The organism is Kitasatospora sp. NPDC059648, assembly GCF_042734825.1.
In the GTDB taxonomy this organism is placed as follows: Bacteria; Actinomycetota; Actinomycetes; order Streptomycetales; family Streptomycetaceae; genus Kitasatospora.
On the sequence record NZ_JBHWDU010000011.1, the window covers coordinates 110,581 to 127,796 of the forward strand.

The following is a 17,216-nucleotide window of genomic DNA, read 5'->3' on the forward strand; positions in this document are numbered from 1 at the left end:
CCCGACCTCGGGCCTGCCAATCGTGTCCGGACGGCCCGGCTCGCCGCAGGGCCAAACCAGCTGCTCAGACGTCCAGCGGGAGCACGGTGGCTCCGGTCCGGTCGACGCCCAGCCGGTGCGCGGCGAACGCCTGGTCGCCGCCGTGGCCGTGGTGCCCGGCGAAGGCGAGCACCTTGTCGACGCCCGTCTCGTCGGTGAGCGCCAGCACGGTCGGGCCGGCCCCGGAGATGACCGCGGGGACGCCCTCCGCGCGCAGCGCGCCGACCAGTGCGGCGCTGTCCGGCATCGCGGAGGCGCGGTAGTCCTGGTGCAGCCGGTCCTCGGTGGCGGCGAGCAGCAGTTCGGGCCGCCGGGTGAGGGCCTCCACCAGCAGCGCGGAACGGCCCGCGTTGACGGCGGCGTCGGCCAGCGGGACGGTCTTCGGCAGCAGGCCGCGGGCGGTCTCGGTGAGCACCTCGCCGGCCGGCACGAACACCACCGGGACGACCTGCTCGGACGGCTCCAGGGCGACGGCCTTGGCCGACTCCTCGTCGGTCCAGGCGATGGTGAAGTTGCCGCGCAGGCAGGCCGCGACGTTGTCGGGGTGGCCCTCCAGCTCGGAGGCGAGGGCCAGCAGCGCGTCGTCGTCCAGCGCGGACGGACCGCCGATGGTGACCGCGCGGGCGGCCACGATTCCGGCGCAGATGGCGGCCGAGGAGGAGCCGAGGCCGCGGCCGTGCGGTATCCGGTTGGCGCAGACCACTTCGAGGCCGCGCGGCTGGCCGCCGAGCCGGTCGAACGCGGCCCGCATCGAGCGGACCAGCAGGTGGCGCTCGTCCCGGGGCAGCGTCTCGGCGCCCTCGCCGGCGATGTCGACGGCGAGCCCGGAGTCGGAGACCCGGACGACCACGTCGTCGTACAGACCCAGCGCGAGCCCGAAGGCGTCGAAGCCCGGGCCGAGGTTGGCGCTGGTCGCGGGAACCCTGACCCGGACGGCGGCGGCACGGAACGCGGGACCGGCCATGCGGTGGACTCTCCTGGGGAATTCGGGCGGCGCGTCGCGCGTCGTCGGTGCGAGGGTGGGGGAAGGGCCGCGGGCCCCTCGGGCCTGGCGGTCACAGTCGTCGGCGCGGCCCGTGCAGGACGGGCCCGGGGCATGTGCCACACGGCCGAACCCAGAGTATCGAAGAGAGGTTCCCCAGTGGTACACCCCGTGGGCCTTCGATCTGGTGTGTTGCCGGTTCTGGCCGGAATGCGCACCCCTCCCGGTCAAAGGGAGGGACGGAATGGGAGCGGAATGCGAAGCGGAATTGACACAGAAGAGTCACTGGAGAACTTCGACGGGCCGGCCCCCGAAAGGGCCGGCCCGTCGAAGCGTCAGGCCGGTCGTCAGTCGAGCAGCCCGAGCCGCCGGGCCGCCGCCTCCGGGTCGATCGGGACGACCTGCGGCTGCGGCGCGCCGGCCACCGCCCAGTCCGGGTCCTTGAGGCCGTTGCCGGTCACCGTGCAGACGATCCGCTGGCCCGGGTCGACCAGACCGGCCTCCGCCTTGGCCAGCAGACCGGCCACCGAGGCGGCCGAGGCGGGCTCCACGAAGACGCCCTCCTGCGCGGCCAACATCCGGTAGGCGGCGAGGATCTGACGATCAGTCACCTTGTCGATGAGGCCGCCGGACTCGTCCCGCGCGGCGAGCGCGAAGTCCCAGGAGGCCGGGTTGCCGATCCGGATCGCGGTGGCGATGGTCTGCGGCTTGAGGACGGGCGCGCCGTCCACGATCGGGGCCGAACCGGAGGCCTGGAAGCCCCACATCCGCGGGGTGTGCGAGGCCATCCCGTCGGTCGCGTACTCCCGGTACCCCTTCCAGTACGCGGTGATGTTGCCCGCGTTGCCGACCGGCAGGACGTGGATGTCCGGGGCGTCGCCGAGCATGTCGACGATCTCGAACGCCGCGGTCTTCTGGCCCTCGATCCGCACCGGGTTCACCGAGTTGACCAGGGCGACCGGGTACTTCTCGGACAGTTCGCGGGCCAGCGTCAGGCAGTCGTCGAAGTTGCCGTCGACCTGCAGGATCTTCGCGCCGTGCACCAGCGCCTGGCCCATCTTGCCCAGCGCGATCTTGCCCTGGGGCACGAGCACCGCGGAGACCATCCCGGCCCGCACCGCGTACGCGGCGGCGGAGGCCGAAGTGTTGCCGGTGGACGCGCAGATGACGGCCTGCGCGCCCTCCTCCTTGGCCTTGGAGATGGCCATCGTCATCCCGCGGTCCTTGAAGGAGCCGGTCGGGTTGGCGCCCTCGACCTTGAGGTAGACCTCGCAGCCGGTGCGCTCGGAGAGCACCTGGGCGGGTACCAGGGGCGTGCCGCCCTCCAGCAGGGTGACCACCGGGGTGGCCGCGGTGACCGGCAGGCGGTCCCGGTACTCCTCGATCAGGCCGCGCCACTGGTGGGTGTGCGCGCCTCGGACGACGTTCTCGGCAACGGCGTTCATGGCTGGTTCCTTATTCCCCTTCGACCCGCATGATGCTGGCCACGTCCCGCACACTGTCCAGCGCGCGGAGCTTGTCGACCGTCGCCGACAGCGCGGCGTCGGTGGCACGGTGGGTGACCACGACGAGCGAGGCGTCGCCGTCGCGGCCCTGCTGGCGCACGGTGTCGATGGAGACGCCGTGCTCGGCGAAGACGGACGCGACCTGGGCGAGCACGCCCGCCCGGTCGTCCACGTCCAGGCTGACGTGGTAGCGGGTGACGACCTCGTCCATCGGCTTGGCGGGCAGCTGCGTGTACAGCGAGTCACCGGGACCGGTGGCCCCGGCCAGCTTGTTGCGGCAGACCGCGACCAGGTCGCCCAGCACCGCGGAGGCGGTCGGCGAGCCGCCCGCGCCCGGGCCGTAGAACATCAGCCGGCCGGCCGCCTCGGCCTCGACGAACACCGCGTTGTACGCCTCGCGGACGGAGGCCAGCGGGTGCGACAGGGGGATCATCGCCGGGTGGACGCGCGCGGTGACGGAGCCGCCGTCGGCGGCCCGCTCGCAGATCGCGAGCAGCTTCACCACGCAGCCCATCGCCTTCGCGGAGGCGATGTCGGCGGCGGTGACCTCGGTGATGCCCTCGCGGTAGACGTCCGCCGCGGTGACCTTGGTGTGGAAGGCGATGCCGGCCAGGATCGCGGCCTTGGCGGCGGCGTCGAAGCCCTCCACGTCCGCGGTCGGGTCGGCCTCGGCGTAGCCGAGCGCGGTGGCCTCCTCCAGCGCCTCCGAGTAGCCGGCGCCGGTGGTGTCCATCTTGTCGAGGATGAAGTTGGTGGTGCCGTTGACGATGCCCAGCACCCGGTTGACCTTGTCCCCCGCGAGGGACTCGCGCAGCGGGCGGAGCAGCGGGATCGCGCCCGCCACCGCGGCCTCGTAGTACAGGTCAACTCCGGCCGCGGCGGCCGCCGCGTGCAGCTCGGTGCCGTCCTGGGCGAGCAGCGCCTTGTTGGCGCTGACCACCGAGGCACCCTGCTTGAAGGCCGACAGCAGCAGCGATTTGGAGGGCTCGATCCCGCCCACCACCTCGACCACGACGTCGATGCCGCCCCGGTTGACCAGGGCCTCGGCGTCGGTGGTGATCAGGTGCTCGGGCACCCCGGGGCGCACCCGGCCGGCCCGGCGGACCGCGATCCCGGCGAGCTCTACCGGGGCACCGATGCGAGCGGCGAGGTCGTCGGCCGTCGTCGTCATGATGCGCGCCACCTCGGAGCCCACCACACCACAACCCAGCAACGCCACCTTCAGCGGGCGCGTACGCATCATCCGACTCCGCTCTGCATTCTTCGTGCTTCGGTATTTCCGGCGGTTTTCCGGTGCCGCCGGGAACTTCGGTCCGTACCAGTCTCGGGGACTTTCCGCACGGATCTACGGTCGTTCCATGATCTGAGACGAGAATTTCGTCATCCGATATCGAGGCGCAGGAGATCCTCCTCCGTCTCGCGCCGGACGATCACCCGCGCCGCACCGTCCCTGACAGCGAGCACGGGGGGCTTGAGGGCGTGGTTGTAGTTGCTCGCCATCGAGCGGCAGTAGGCGCCGGTGGCGGGCACCGCGATCAGGTCGCCCGGGGCCAGGTCGGACGGCAGGAAGGCGTCCCGGACGACGATGTCGCCGGACTCGCAGTGCTTGCCGACGACCCGGACGAGCATCGGCTCGGCGTCGCTGGTGCGGGACACCAGGGCCACCGAGTACTCGGCGTCGTACAGCGCGGTGCGGATGTTGTCGGACATCCCGCCGTCCACGCTGACGTAGGTGCGCAGGCCCTCCAGCGGCTTGACCGTGCCGACCTCATACAGGGTGAACGCGGTCGGGCCGACGATCGCCCGGCCCGGCTCCACGCTCAGCCGGGGGGCGTCCAGGTTCGCGGCGGCGCACTCGCGGCGGACGATCTCGGCCAGGGCGGCGGCGATCTCGGCGGGCTCGCGCGGGTCGTCCTCGCTGGTGTAGGCGATGCCGAGGCCGCCGCCGAGGTCGATCTCGGGCAGTTCGACGCCGTGCTCGTCCCGGATCCCGGCCAGCAGGCCGACCACCCGGCGGGCGGCCACCTCGAAGCCGGCCATGTCGAAGATCTGCGAGCCGATGTGCGAGTGGATGCCCCGCAGTTCCAGGCTGTCGTGGCCGAGCACCCGGCGCACCGCCTCGGCGGCCGCCCCGCCGTTCAGCGAGAGGCCGAACTTCTGGTCCTCGTGCGCCGTGGCGATGAACTCGTGGGTGTGCGCCTCGACGCCGACGGTGACCCGGATCAGCACCTGCTGGCGCACGCCCTGGCGGGCGGCGATCGCGGCCAGCCGCTCGATCTCGTCGTAGGAGTCGACCACGATGTGCCCGACCCCGGTCTTCACCGCGTGTTCCAGCTCGTCGTCCGACTTGTTGTTGCCGTGCAGCGCGATCCGCTCCGGCGGCATCCCGGCGGCCAGGGCCACCGCGAGCTCGCCGGCGCTGCACACGTCGAGGTTGAGGCCCTCCTCGTGCAGCCAGCGCACGATCGCCTTGGAGAGGAAGGCCTTTCCGGCGTAGTAGACGTCCGCGTCGGTGCCGAAGGCGTCCCGCCAGGCGCGGGCCCGGGTGCGGAAGTCGTCCTCGTCCAGCACGTAGGCCGGGGTGCCGAACTCGGCCGCCAGCCGCTTGACGTCGATCCCGCCGACGGTGGCCACGCCCTCGGCGTTGCGGGCGACGGTGCGCGACCAGACCTTGGGGTCGAGCGCGTTCAGGTCGGCCGGCGGGGCCTGGTAGTGCCCCTCGGGCAGGACGTCGCCGTGGCGGGGGCCTGCGGGATGTGCGGAACGACTCATCGTTGTGCCAGTCCTTCGAGACCTATGGCGAGGGGCGGCGACGGTCCTCGTTGACCGTCAGCCGCCCCCCGCTGTGCGCTTTGGGGGTGGTGCTTACATCCGCTCGGGCGCCGTCACGCCCAGGAGCGTCAGGCCGTTGGCGAGCACCGTGCGCGTCGCCTCGACCAGCCAGAGACGGGCCCGGTGCGTGTCCGTGAGCTCTTCGTCGCCCTTGGGCAGGAACATGCAGTTCTCGTACAGGCGGTGGTACTTGGCCGCGAGCTTCTCCAGGTAGACGGCGACCCGGTGCGGCTCGCGCAGCTCGCCGGCCGCGGTGAGCACGCGCGGGAAGTCGGCGAGGTGGCCGAGTACGTCGGACTCCCACTCGGTGGCGAGCAGCTCGGGTTTGAACTGCTCGGCCGTGCCCTTGTCCACGCCCAGCTCGGCGGCCTTGCGCGCCACACCGCACATCCGGGTGTGCGCGTACTGGACGTAGAAGACCGGGTTCTCGTTGGTCTGGCTGGTCAGGATGTTGATGTCCAGCGTGATCGTCGAGTCCGTGGAGGAGCGCGCCAGGGTGTAGCGGGCGGCGTCGACGCCGATCCACTCGACCACGTCGTCGATCGTGATGATGTTGCCGGCCCGCTTGGACATGCGGACCTCTTCGCCGTCGCGAAGCATCTTCACGAACTGGCCGATCTTCACCTCGATGTTGCGGCTCATGTCGTCGCCCGCGCAGGCCGCGATGGCCTTGAGGCGGTTGACGTAGCCGTGGTGGTCGGCGCCCAGCATGTAGAGCGCGACCTCGGCGCCGCGGTCCCGCTTGGACAGGTAGTACGCGGCGTCGGCGGCGAAGTAGGTCTTGTCGCCGTCGGCCTTGATCAGGACGCGGTCCTTGTCGTCGCCGAAGTCGGTGGTGCGCAGGAAGACCGCGCCGTCCTGCTCGAAGACGTGGCCCTGCTCGCGCAGCCGGTCGATGGCCTTCTCGACGGCGCCGGAGTCGTGCAGCGTCTTCTCCGAGAACCACACGTCGAAGTGGGTGCCGAACTCGTCCATCGAGCGCTTGATCTCGGCGACCATGAGCTTGAGGCCCTCGGTGCGGAAGACCTCCAGCTGCTCGGCCTCGGGCAGGTCGAGCACGCCGGGGACGGCGTCGGTGAGCGTCTTGGCGATGTCGACGATGTACTCGCCGACGTAGCCGCCCTCGGGCACCTCGCGGCCGTTCGCGGCGGCCTGCAGGGAGGCGGCGAACTTGGTGATCTGCACACCGGCGTCGTTGAGGTAGTACTCGGTGGTGACGTCGGCGCCGGAGGCCCGCAGCACGCGCGCCAGCGAGTCGCCGACGGCCGCCCAGCGGACGCCGCCGATGTGGATCGGGCCGGTCGGGTTGGCGGAGACGAACTCCAGGTTGATCCGCAGGCCCTTGAGGGCCTCGTTGCGGCCGTAGGCCTCGCCCGCCTCGACGATGGTGCGGGCGAGCGCACCGGCGGTGGCGGTGTCCAGGGTGATGTTCAGGAAGCCCGGACCGGCGATGTCGACCTCGGCCACGCCGGTGATCCCTCGCAGGCGCTCGGCCAGGACCTCGGCAACGGCTCGCGGCGGCTTGCCGGCCGCCTTGGCGAGCTGGAGGGCCACGTTCGTCGCGTAGTCGCCGTGGTCCCGGTTCTTGGGCCGCTCGACCGTCACGTGCTCGGGCACGGCGACGGCCAGCTCGCCCGCCTCGACGGCGGAGCTCACTGCGGCCTGGATTGCCTGGGAAAGGTCTGCGGGGGTCACGACGCCAAGCGTAGGCGAGACGGGGTGCCCGCCCGCCACTCGGTTTGCCGGTTGAGACGCCCGGAGGGGCCCCGGCGCCGCCCGCCCAGGGGTGTCAGCCGCGATCCGTGCGCTCTGTTCGCTCAGGGCGGAACCCGGTGGACCGTTCCTCCGCCCGCATCAGGCGCCGGACCAGGGCCACCAGGTCGGCGGGGTCGAAGGGCTTGCCGAGGTAGCCGTCCACGCCGACCGCCTCCCCCAGGTCGAGGTCCGCCGGGGTGCAGGCGCTCACGATCGCGATCGGCAGTGCGCTGGTGTCCGGGGTCGCGCGCAGCCTGGCCGCCGTCCGCAGGCCGTCCAGCCGCGGCATCACCACGTCCAGCGTCACCACGTCGGGCTTCACCCGGCGGATGACCTCCAGGCACTCGGCGCCGTCGGCTGCGGTCACCACCTCGAAGCCTTCGAGCTCCAGGTTGACCCTGATCAGCTGGCGGATCACCTCGCTGTCGTCCACCACGAGGACCCGCCCGGACACTCCCGACACCTCACCGAGGGTATCGGCGGCCCCGCCGCCCCGTCCGGCCTTTGGGCACTTCCGCCCGCCGGGCCCCCGGGGGGCCGCGCCCGACGATCTTTCCGGAAACCCGTGCACGGACCGCCCTCGAAGCCTGGTAGTGTTCATCACGTCGGAACGCGCGAGTGACCGACAGGCCAGCAGGCCCCCGTAGCTCAGGGGATAGAGCACCGCCCTCCGGAGGCGGGTGCGTAGGTTCGAATCCTACCGGGGGCACTTCGCAGGAAGTGCAACCGAGGCCCAGATCAGTGGAGTTGATCCACGGATCTGGGCCTTCGTCATGTCCGGGCGCGGTTCGGCGCCGATCCGGGAGCGGTCGGGCGGGCCCCGCCCGGGGAACGACGCTGTTGGTGGGAGCGGGCGCGGCCCGGACGGCTCAGGAGGCGGCGGCCTCGGCCTCGTTGTAGAGCTCGGCGATGGTGTGGTCGAAGTAGGCGCTGTACGAGGTGTCGTCGGTGTCGCCGCCCTGCTGGTAGCCGCCGATGGCGCCGACCACGTCGCCGGTGGCGGTGTCGATCCACGGGCCGCCGCTGGTCCCGCCCGGGTAGGAAGGGCACTGGATGACGCGCTGGTAGGCGCTCTGCTGGGCGGTGGTGTTGGTGCAGAGGTTGGGCACCTCGGTGTCGGCCGGGTAGCCGTAGAGCCGGACGGTGGCGCCGAAGGGCTCGACGGCGCCCAGCTTGTTCCCGCCGACCACGTCCTCGACCTTGCGGCCGTTGCTGGGGGCGGTCTCCAGGATCGCGAAGTCCTCGTCCACGTCGCCGTTCTGGGTCCAGCCGGACGCGGTGTGGATCGCCGTCACCCGCCAGGTGCCGTACGGGGCGGAACCGTCCCGGTAGCCGGGGGCGAAGGTCACGCCGTCGGTGCTGGTGAGGCAGTGCGCCGCGGTCAGCAGCAGGTTGCCGGTGGCGCTGTGCAGCACGCTGGCGGTGCAGAAGTGGTTGCCGGGCCCGACCGGACCGCTGAACAGGGCGCCGACCGTGGCCGTCTCCCGGTTGTCGGCGGGAGCGGGGGCGGTCGCGCCCGGCACCACGCCGTGCGCGTCGGGGGCGGCGGGGGTGGTGGCCGACGGGCTGTCGGTGGGGGTCGGGGTGGCGCTCGGGGTCGGGGTCGCGGTGCTGCTCGGCGTGGTGTCCGCGGCCGGGGCGGGCGAGGCGGGCGCCGCCGTGGTGGCGGCCGGGGAGCCCGCCGGGGCCGCGGCCCGGGTGCGGCGGGCCTCCTTCCCGGCGGCGGAGGCGTCGGACGGGTCGAACCCGTGGGTTCCGGCCATGACCGCGGCCACCACGAGCGCGGAGAGCGCGGTGAACAGCGAAGGGGCGAGCAGACGGTGGCGGCGCGAACTCCGGCGGCGGTGCTGGCCCATGCCTGTGTCTCCTGCCGTGCTCGTTGGCGTCCGTTCGGTCCATGACTATGACGCCTCAGCCTGGAAAGGTCGTTACCGCAGGCTTGGAGCTCGATGAGAAAAGGTCACCGGGTCAGACGTGTCGTGGGCCTGTCCGGCAATTCCCGCCGGGCGCGAATTGTCGGACACGCCCCAGGAGGGTATCGAGAACGGACGCCTCCACGAAGGCGGTGTGCGTACCGGCCGAGGTGCAGGCGAAGGCCCCGGCGGCCGAACCGGCCCGGGCGCAGTCCAGCGGCGCGTGGCCGCGGAACCAGGCGTACAGGAATCCGGTGACGAAGGCGTCCCCGGCGCCGTTGGTGTCCACCACCGGGCGGCCCGGGTCGACGGCGGGCAGGTGGTGCGGCACGCCGTCCTCGCGGGTGAGCAGGTGGCAGCCCTCGGCGCCGGCGGTGGCGACCACCACGGCGGCCCGGCCCTCGGCGAGGATCGAGCGCATCACCGCCTCGTGCCGGCCGCGGCAGCCGGCCACCGAGAGGAACACCAGGTCGGAGTTGAGCGCGTAGTCGCGGTGGTGCGGGTTCTCACCGTCCCAGTCGTGCAGGTCGGTGGAGGTGGTGCGGCCGAGCCGGTGGAGGTCGGCGTACATGTCCCGGTTGACGCCGGTGATGGACAGGTGGACGTGCCGGCTGCGCTCGACGTACGGGAGGTGGAAGTCGCGCGGCAGCCGCAGGTCGGCGGGGTGGCGGCCGTCGTAGAAGGAGAACCGGCGGCCGTCCGCGTCCACCAGGTTGACCCCGCGCGGGGTGCCGTACGGGCTGGTCAGGTGCGCGAAGTGCAGGCCGTGGCGGCGGTAGGCGGCACGGACGAGGTCGCCCTGCGGGTCGTCGCCCAGGAAGTCGAGCAGGGCGGTGCGCAGGCCCAGGTGGTGGGCACCGAGGGCGACGCCGCTGCCGGTGTGGCCGACGTAGTCGCGCACCGGCTCGACGAACCGCGAGTCGCCGGGCGGGACCTCCAGCCGCTCGACCCGGACGACGGTGTCCACGCCCACCCCGCCCACCACGAGCAGGTCGAACTCCACTGACTCGGACTGCCGCACGACGGCGCCTCCTTGATCCTGGACGGTGGCCAGGAGTCAAGCAGGGGCCGGAGGTTGACTGCAAGGCCTTGCTGCAAACTTTCAGTCACCCGCCGCCGGTCGGCCCGGGCCGCTCCGTTCCCCTCCCCTCCGCGCGGCAGGGGGCGAGCAGGGCTCCCGGGCGAGGACCAGGGCTCCGGGATCCGCGACCGAGTCCCGGAGTCCTGGTCCCGCACCCTCAGAGCGCCGACAGCTCCGCGACCAGGTCGTCCAGCCCCAGCGAGCCCTGCGAGAGCGCCGCCATGTGCCAGGCCTTGAGGTCGAACTCCTCGCCGCGCGCCTCGTGCGCCGCCCGCGCAGCCGCCCGCCCGCGCAGCCAGGCGCGCTCGCCCAGCTTGTAGCCGATCGCCTGGCCGGGCATGCCCAGGTAGCGGACCAGTTCGCTGTCCAGGAAGTCGGCGGACAGTCCGCAGTAGCGGCCGAAGAAGTCCCGCGCGTGCTCCGGGGTCACCGGCTCGCCCGGCCGGTACGGGGAGTCCGCCGGGAAGTCCAGGCCGACGTGCATGCCGATGTCGACGATGACCCGCAGCGCCCGCATCATCTGGGCGTTGAGGAAGCCCAGCCGGTGGCCGGGGTCGGTGAGGTAGCCGAGCTCGTCCATCAGGCGCTCGGCGTACAGCGCCCAGCCCTCCATGTTGGCGCTCACCCCGCCGAGGCTCACCTGGTAGGTGGACAGCCGGTCGGCGACGTACACCCACTGCGCGAGCTGCAGGTGGTGGCCCGGAACGCCCTCGTGGTACCAGGTCGAGACGAGGTCCCAGACCGGGAAGCGCTCCTCGCCGAGCACCGGCAGCCAGGTCCGGCCCGGGCGGCTGAAGTCCAGCGAGGGCTGGGTGTAGTACGGCGCGGCGGCGCTGCCGGGCGGGGCGAGCCGCGACTCGACCCGGGTGACCGGCTCGGCCAGGTCGAAGTGGGTGCCCTGGAGGTCCCGGACGGCCTGGTCCATCAGGCCCTGGAGGTACTCCCGGGCGGCGTCGGCGCCCTCGATCGCCGGGCCGTCCGACTCCAGCCACTTCATCGCCGCCATCGGGCCGGCGCCCGGGCGCACCTTCTCGGCCTCGGCCTCCATCTGCGCGTACAGGTCGTGGAACTCGCTCCAGGCCCACGCGTACGCCTCGTCCAGGTCCAGGTCGGCACCCGTCCAGTAGCGCACCCAGCGGCCGTAGCGCTCCCGGCCGGCGGTGTCCGGGGTGCCCGCGGCGGCCGGGCCGTACACGTCGCGCATCCAGTCGCGCAGCGCGGCCAGCGCCTCGGCGGCGGCCACCGCGGGCCCGGACAGCTCGGCGTGCACGCCCTCCGGCGCGGCCCGGACGAACTCGCCGAACCATCCGCCGGGGGTCTCCCCCGCCAGCCACTCGCCGAACTGGCCGACCACCGTCTCCACCTGGCGCGGGCCGGACAGCAGGCCGCGCTCGATGCCCTCGGCCAGGGTCTGCCGGTACTGCTCCAACGCCTGCGGGAACCGGGCCAGTCGACGGCCGATCAGCTGCCAGTCCTCCTCGGTGGCGGTCGCCATCAGGGTGAAGGCCTCGCGGGTGTTGTGCACCGGGGAGCCCAGGTTGCGCACCGCGCGGTAGTCCTCCCCCGCTTCGTGGACGGCGAGTTCGGCGGTCAGCCGCTCGCGCAGCAGCCGGGCGCAGCGGCGCTCGGCCTCGTCCTCGGCGGTGCCGGCCCGCTCGGCCTCGTCCAGCCGGGCCAGGGTGCGGCGGGCGAGGTCGGCGATCGCCTCGGCCCCGGCCGGGGACAGGTCGGGCAGCCGGTCGTCCTCCGGGTTGAGGCCGAGGTAGACCGCGGTCAGCGGGTCGAGGTCGGCCAGGGCCTGGACGTAACCGTCGGCGATGCGGCGGGGGGTGTCGCCGCCGGAGTTGATCAGTTCTTCAGCCATCCGGACATCATCGCGTTGCCCGGGCCGATTGCAAGCCCCCGGAACCGACCGTTGACCTGCTGTGGTAGGCGATCTGACGGCCGGTGGGAGCCTGCCGGGCGGATTGCCGTGCGGCACAAACGCCCGTTCGGAAAGATCCGGTGCGCGACAGGCCCCGATCGGTCCGACGCCCATTACGCTGGGGCTCCATGGAAGCCCGCCCCACCACGGCAACCGACCCCGCCCCCGCACCGGCCGCCCCCGCACCGCGTCCGCGCCGCTCCGGTTACCGGCGGCTGCCGGTCGAACAGCGGCGCGAGCAGCTGATCGCGGTCGCCCTGGAGCTGTTCGCCTCCCGGCCGCCCGAGGAGGTCGGCCTGGACGACGTCGCCGAGGCCGCCGGCGCCTCCCGCCCCCTGGTCTACCGCTACTTCGCGGGCGGCAAGCAGCAGTTGTACGAGGCCGCGCTGCGCACCGCGGCGGACGAGCTGACCAGCCGGTTCGCCGTACCGCTGACCGGGACGCCGTCCGAGCAGCTGGCGGCCGTGCTGGACGGCTACTTCGCCTTCGTGGCCGAGCACGACGCGGGCTACTCGGCGCTGCTGCGCGGCGGTTCGGTGGTGGAGACGGCCCGGACCTCGGCGATCGTGGACGACGTCCGGCGGGCGGCGCTCAAGCGGACCCTGCGGCACCTGGGGGTGCGGGAGGCCGGGCCGCGGCTGACGCTGCTGGTGCGCTCGTGGATCGCGGTGGTCGAGGGGGCGTCGCTGAGCTGGCTGGACGAGGGGCGCGCGCTGCCGGTGGAAGGCCTGCGGGACTGGCTGGTGGACCAGTTCACGGCGATGGCGGCCGCGACGGCACTGCACGATCCGCAGACGGCGGAGGTGCTGGCGGGGCTGCTCGCGCTGGAGGATCCGCGGGCCGACCGGGCCGAGCGGCTGCGGGCGGTGCTGGAGGCCCGCTGACGGTGGCTGCGACGCGCCGGCGGCCCTCCCCCGCGCGCCGACGGGCCTCCCCGGCGCGCTGACGGCCCTCCCGACCCCCGTGCCAAGGGTCGGGGCGGCCCGGCGGCCGGGCCCGCGCCGCTACGCCCTGCCGAGCACCTGGCGCTGGCGGCCGAGGCCGTCGATCTCGATCTCGACGATGTCGCCCGGGGCGAGGAAGGGCGTGCCGGGGCGGCCCAGGGTGACCCCGGCCGGGGTACCGGTGATGATCACGTCGCCGGGCTCCAGCACCATGAACCGACTGGCGTAGCGGACGAGTTCGAGCACCGGGAAGATCATCTCCGCGGTGCTGCCGTCCTGCCGCTGTTCGCCGTTGACCCAGAGCCGCAGCGCCAGCGCCTGCGGGTCGGCCACCTCGTCGGCGGTGACCAGCCAGGGCCCGAGCGGGGTGAAGGTCTCCGCCGACTTGCCCTTGTCCCACTGGCCGCCGCGCTCGAACTGGAAGGCCCGCTCGGTGACGTCGTTGGCGATCGTGTAGCCGGCGACCACCCCGGCGGCCTCGGCGTGCGAGTCCAGGTAGCGGGCGGTGCGGCCGATCACGATCGCCAGCTCGGCCTCGTAGTCGGTCTTCTCGCCGCCACGCGGCACCAGCACCTCGTCGTACGGGCCGACCACGGTGGAGCTCGGCTTGAGGAAGATCACGGGCTCGGCCGGGATCGCGGCCCCGGCCTCGGCCGCGTGGTCGCGGTAGTTGAGCCCGATGCCGACCACCTTGCCCGGCCGGGCCACCGGCGCACCCACCCGCAGGCCGTCCAGGTCCACCACCGGCAGCACGCCGGCCGCCACCTCGCGCGCCAGCGCGGCGGTGTCCAGCCCGGACAGGAAGGCCCCGTCGAGGTCGCGGGCCCGCCCGGAGAGGTCGTACGCGGTGCCGTCCTCGCCCAGCACGACCGGGCGCTCGGCACCCGGGGGTCCGACGCGGAGGAGCTTCATCGATCCGTCACCAGCCTTTCGTCGCAGCTCACCGGGGCGGCACGGACACCGCTCCCGAGTCTGGCAACGAGGTATATCAACGGCCCGGCGGGTGGACCAGACCGTTCCGATGGGCGGATTCCCATCAAATCGCACAGTGGCCCGGGGCCCCGAATCGGCGGCCCGTACGGTTGACACCCGCGTCGGCAGGGCCGGTCCGCCGGGAGCGAAGTCCGCACGCCCAGGGCGAACGCCCGTGTGCCGGGGCGCCGAGGCGCGCATGATCGGGAGCATGGAGATCACCCGGGTACGCGACGAATTGCACATGATCACCCTGGAGTTCGGCACCGCCTACCTCTGGCGGGACGACCACGGACCGACCCTGATCGACACCGGCGTCGCCGGATCGGCGGACGCGATCGAGCAGGCCGTCCGCAGCATCGGCCTGGAACCGCGGACGGTGCGCCGGATCGTGCTCACCCACCACCACGAGGACCACACCGGCTCCGCCGCCGAACTGGCGCGCCGCTGGAGCGCGGAGGTGGTGGCGCACCGGCTGGAGGCTCCGGTGATCCGGCGCGAGCAGCCGGCGGCGCCGCCCGTGCTCAGCCCCTTCGAGCAGCAGCTCTGGGACGGCCTGCCGCCGATCCCGCCCGCCGACCCCTGCCCGGTGCACCGCGAGGTCGAGGAGGGGGACGTCCTGGAGATCGGCGGCGGCGCGGTGGTCCTGCACGTCCCCGGCCACACCGACGGCAGCATCGCGCTGCACCTGCCCGGGCCCGGGGTGCTCTTCACCGGGGACGTCGTGTCCAACGTCCAGGGGCAGACCCGGCCCGGGGTGTTCCACACCGACCCGACCCGGGCCCTCGCCGCCTTCCACCGGCTGGCCGCGCTTCCGGTGGAGACGGCGGTCTTCGGGCACGGCGACCCGATCGCCGCGGGCGCCTCAGCCGCGCTGCGCGCCGCCGCCGGCGCCGCCCCGGCCGCCGTCGGGGCCGCCACTGCCACCACTGCCACCGCCGAGCAGCACCCGGGCGCTTAGCGTCGCCCGCGCCGGGCCCGGGCCGAGCCGGTCGGCCTCCCGCCGCCAGTGCGCGAGGTCGCGCCGCAGGTCGGCCCGGGCCTCCCCGGCCGTACCGGGCTCCCCGGTCAACGCCTCCAGCAGCGCCACGGCGGTTCCGCGACTTCCGTCCCGGGCCAGCCAGAGGGCCAGGTCGTGGCAGGTGCGCAGGGTGCGCAGGTCACCCGGTCCGCAGATCCGGGCGAAGTCGGGGACCAGCTGCGCCAGGATCTCCACGGCCTGCCCGGGCCGGCCCCCGGCGCCGTGCTGCCAGGCCAGGTCGGCCCGGCGACGCAGCTGCTCCGGGCTGGGGTCGTCCGGCCGCAGCATCCCGGGCCGGATCCGGCGCAGCCGCTCCAGCACCTCCCCGGCGTCGGCCGGCCGGTCCGCGGGCCGCTTGGCGAGCAGCTGGGCGACCAGCTCGGCCAGCTCCGGGTCCCTGCCGCGCACCCGGGGCGGGATCTCCTCCATGTGCTTGTGCATGTACTCGTACGGCGAGTCCGCGCGGAACGGCCGTCGGCCGGTGCTGACCTCGTACAGCATCACGCCGAAGGCGTAGAGGTCGGTCCGGCCGTCGACGGTGCCGCCGGACCAGCACTCGGGCGCCAGGTACGGGACGGTGCCGACCACGCTTCCGGTCGAGGTGAGCCCGGTGGACTGGGTGAGCAGCCGGGCGATGCCGAAGTCCAGCACCTTGGCGCGGTCCCCGCTGTCCGCGATCATCACGTTCTCGGGCTTGATGTCCCGGTGCACGACCCCGCTGCGGTGCGCGGCGTCCAGCGCCTCGCAGACCTGCGCCATCCAGACCAGAGCCCGCCCGTGGTCCGGCAGGCCGGCCTTGAGGACCGCGGACAGCGGACGGCCGCGGACCAGCTCCATCACCAGGTAGTGGATGTCCCCCGTGGCGTCGGCGACCCGGCCGTAGTCGTGCACCGTGACGATGTGCGGATTGGACAGGTTGCCGGCCAGCTTGGCCTCGCGGACGAACCGCCCGACCGCCTCCCGGTCGGTGGCGTGCTCGGCCAGCAGCAGCTTCACCGCCACCGGCCGGTCCAGCACGGTGTCGATCGCCCGCCAGACCACGCCGAAGCCGCCCCTGCCCAGCCACTCGTCCAGCCGGAAGCGACCGCCGAGCACCTCGCCCTTGTGCATGCCGTCCCCCAACTCGACCGGGCCCGAACGGCGTTCGCCGCCGGAGGGTCGGGGGCCACCATAGCGGCGGGCGGGGACGAACGGGTGAACGAAACCTACGGCTTCGGCTTCGGGAGGCCGACCGGGTTGATCTCGGAGGTCTGCACCGCCTCGCTCTCCAGGCCCCAGCGCTTGAGCACCTGCCCGTACGTCCCGTTCCTGATCACCTCGTTGAGCGCCTCGTTGAGCGCCTTGACCAGCCCGTTGTCCTTGTGGGTGGTCGCCGCGATCTTGCCGAGGACGTCCGCTCCGCCGCCCGAGTAGGTGCCGACCACCTCGGTCCCGCCGGTCTGCACGGCGTGGAAGGCCAGGCTGGGGTTGGGGCCGGTGTAGACGTCGATCCGGCCGGAGGAGAGCGCCAGGTAGTACTCGGTGCCGGAGAAGTACTTGATGTCGATCGGCTTGAGGCCGTTGCGGACGTCCTCCTCGCTCCAGGCGATCAGCAGCTTCTCCTGGTTGGTGCCGGTGGCGACGCCGACCGACCGGCCGGCCAGGTCCTTGGCGCCGGTGACCTTGATCCCGCTGCCCTTCTTCGCCTCGAAACCGAGGACGTCCAGCCGGTAGGTGGCGAAGTCGTACTTCTCCTTGCGCTCCTCGGTGACGGTGATGTTGGACAGGCCGGCGTCGTACTTGCCGCTGTCCAGGCCGACGAAGATGTTCTCCCAGGAGACCGGGTTGAACTCGACCTTGAGGCCGAGCACGTTGCCGATCAGCGAGGCGATGTCCGGCTCGACGCCGATGATGGTCCTGTCGTCGTTGGCGTAGAAGTCCAGCGGCGGGGTGGTGCCGATGGAGTCGACGACCTTCAGCGTGCCTCTCTTCCTGATCTCCTCCGGCACCAGCGCGGCGATCGCGTCGACCTCGGGGGTGGTCACCCGGTTCTGCTCGGGCGACAGGTTCACCACGGTGCCGTTGGGCGCGGTGCTGCCCTTGGCCGGGGCGAGTCCCGCCGAGGCGCCCGTGGCCCCGCTGCCGCAGCCGGCCAGGACGAGGGCGGCGGCGAGCGCGCCGGCGGCGGTCACGGGGGCGCGACGGGGTAGGGACATGGCGGAACTCCTGCTCGGTGAGGGGGGGTTGGGGTTCGGGGAACCAGGGCGTG

At 73.1% G+C, this 17,216-nt stretch carries 14 protein-coding genes and 1 tRNA gene; 3 read left to right on the forward strand and 12 right to left on the reverse strand.

Going from position 1 to position 17,216, the window contains the following annotated elements; genetic code table 11:
• Positions 1-64: 64 nt before the first annotated feature.
• The 6 genes from thrB to ACFV1W_RS10050 all read right to left on the reverse strand — a co-directional run bounded on the left by thrB (position 65) and on the right by ACFV1W_RS10050 (position 7,567).
• Entirely contained in the window at positions 65-1,003 is a 939-nt protein-coding gene (gene thrB, locus ACFV1W_RS10025; protein WP_380414831.1) for a homoserine kinase, read from the reverse strand.
• 365 nt (positions 1,004-1,368) lie between these two features.
• The gene (gene thrC / locus ACFV1W_RS10030; RefSeq protein WP_380414833.1) at positions 1,369-2,466 is read right to left on the reverse strand and encodes a threonine synthase; all 1,098 of its coding nucleotides are present in this window, start codon (positions 2,464-2,466) and stop codon (positions 1,369-1,371) included.
• 10 nt (positions 2,467-2,476) lie between these two features.
• Positions 2,477-3,769, reverse strand: a complete 1,293-nt coding sequence (locus tag ACFV1W_RS10035; protein WP_380414835.1) for a homoserine dehydrogenase — start codon at positions 3,767-3,769, stop codon at positions 2,477-2,479.
• A gap of 137 nt (positions 3,770-3,906) precedes the next feature.
• A complete protein-coding gene (gene lysA, locus ACFV1W_RS10040) occupies positions 3,907-5,298 on the reverse strand; it encodes a diaminopimelate decarboxylase (protein ID WP_380414837.1) in 1,392 nt (463 codons plus the stop codon).
• A gap of 93 nt (positions 5,299-5,391) precedes the next feature.
• On the reverse strand, positions 5,392-7,053 hold the full coding sequence (gene argS, locus ACFV1W_RS10045; protein WP_380414839.1) for an arginine--tRNA ligase: 1,662 nt from the start codon (positions 7,051-7,053) through the stop codon (positions 5,392-5,394).
• A 94-nt stretch (positions 7,054-7,147) separates the two neighbouring features.
• Positions 7,148-7,567: a response regulator gene (locus ACFV1W_RS10050; RefSeq protein WP_380414904.1), complete on the reverse strand. Its 420-nt coding sequence runs from the start codon at positions 7,565-7,567 to the stop codon at positions 7,148-7,150.
• Positions 7,568-7,750: 183 nt separating this feature from the next.
• On the opposite strand from ACFV1W_RS10050, the gene ACFV1W_RS10055 reads away from it, so the two are divergent.
• Positions 7,751-7,822: transfer RNA gene (locus tag ACFV1W_RS10055), tRNA-Arg, on the forward strand.
• Positions 7,823-7,982: 160 nt separating this feature from the next.
• Here the strand turns inward: ACFV1W_RS10055 and ACFV1W_RS10060 are convergent.
• From ACFV1W_RS10060 to ACFV1W_RS10070, 3 genes are all read right to left on the reverse strand, one after another.
• Complete coding sequence (locus ACFV1W_RS10060; protein ID WP_380414841.1) at positions 7,983-8,969, reverse strand: trypsin-like serine peptidase; 987 nt, start codon at positions 8,967-8,969, stop codon at positions 7,983-7,985.
• 112 nt (positions 8,970-9,081) lie between these two features.
• Positions 9,082-10,047, reverse strand: coding sequence for a carbohydrate kinase family protein (locus tag ACFV1W_RS10065; RefSeq protein WP_380414843.1), 966 nt, complete (start codon positions 10,045-10,047; stop codon positions 9,082-9,084).
• A 217-nt stretch (positions 10,048-10,264) separates the two neighbouring features.
• Entirely contained in the window at positions 10,265-11,971 is a 1,707-nt protein-coding gene (locus tag ACFV1W_RS10070) for a DUF885 domain-containing protein (protein WP_380414845.1), read from the reverse strand.
• A 188-nt stretch (positions 11,972-12,159) separates the two neighbouring features.
• Here ACFV1W_RS10070 and ACFV1W_RS10075 point away from each other — a divergent pair, with 188 nt between their 5' ends.
• Positions 12,160-12,915, forward strand: a complete 756-nt coding sequence (locus tag ACFV1W_RS10075) for a TetR/AcrR family transcriptional regulator (RefSeq protein ID WP_380414847.1) — start codon at positions 12,160-12,162, stop codon at positions 12,913-12,915.
• A 120-nt stretch (positions 12,916-13,035) separates the two neighbouring features.
• On the opposite strand, the gene ACFV1W_RS10080 is transcribed toward ACFV1W_RS10075, so the two are convergent.
• Positions 13,036-13,887: a fumarylacetoacetate hydrolase family protein gene (locus tag ACFV1W_RS10080; protein WP_380414849.1), complete on the reverse strand. Its 852-nt coding sequence runs from the start codon at positions 13,885-13,887 to the stop codon at positions 13,036-13,038.
• 271 nt (positions 13,888-14,158) lie between these two features.
• Here ACFV1W_RS10080 and ACFV1W_RS10085 point away from each other — a divergent pair, with 271 nt between their 5' ends.
• Positions 14,159-14,908 carry an MBL fold metallo-hydrolase gene (locus ACFV1W_RS10085; protein WP_380414850.1) on the forward strand — a complete coding sequence of 250 codons (750 nt, stop codon included), beginning with the start codon at positions 14,159-14,161 and terminating at the stop codon, positions 14,906-14,908.
• Here the strand turns inward: ACFV1W_RS10085 and ACFV1W_RS10090 are convergent.
• Both ACFV1W_RS10090 and ACFV1W_RS10095 read right to left on the reverse strand, forming a co-directional pair.
• On the reverse strand, positions 14,813-16,078 hold the full coding sequence (locus tag ACFV1W_RS10090; RefSeq protein ID WP_380414852.1) for a serine/threonine-protein kinase: 1,266 nt from the start codon (positions 16,076-16,078) through the stop codon (positions 14,813-14,815). The two genes, ACFV1W_RS10085 and ACFV1W_RS10090, sit on opposite strands and share 96 nt — an antisense overlap.
• A gap of 95 nt (positions 16,079-16,173) precedes the next feature.
• Complete coding sequence (locus tag ACFV1W_RS10095) at positions 16,174-17,163, reverse strand: ABC transporter substrate-binding protein (RefSeq protein WP_380414853.1); 990 nt, start codon at positions 17,161-17,163, stop codon at positions 16,174-16,176.
• Positions 17,164-17,216: the final 53 nt, after the last annotated feature.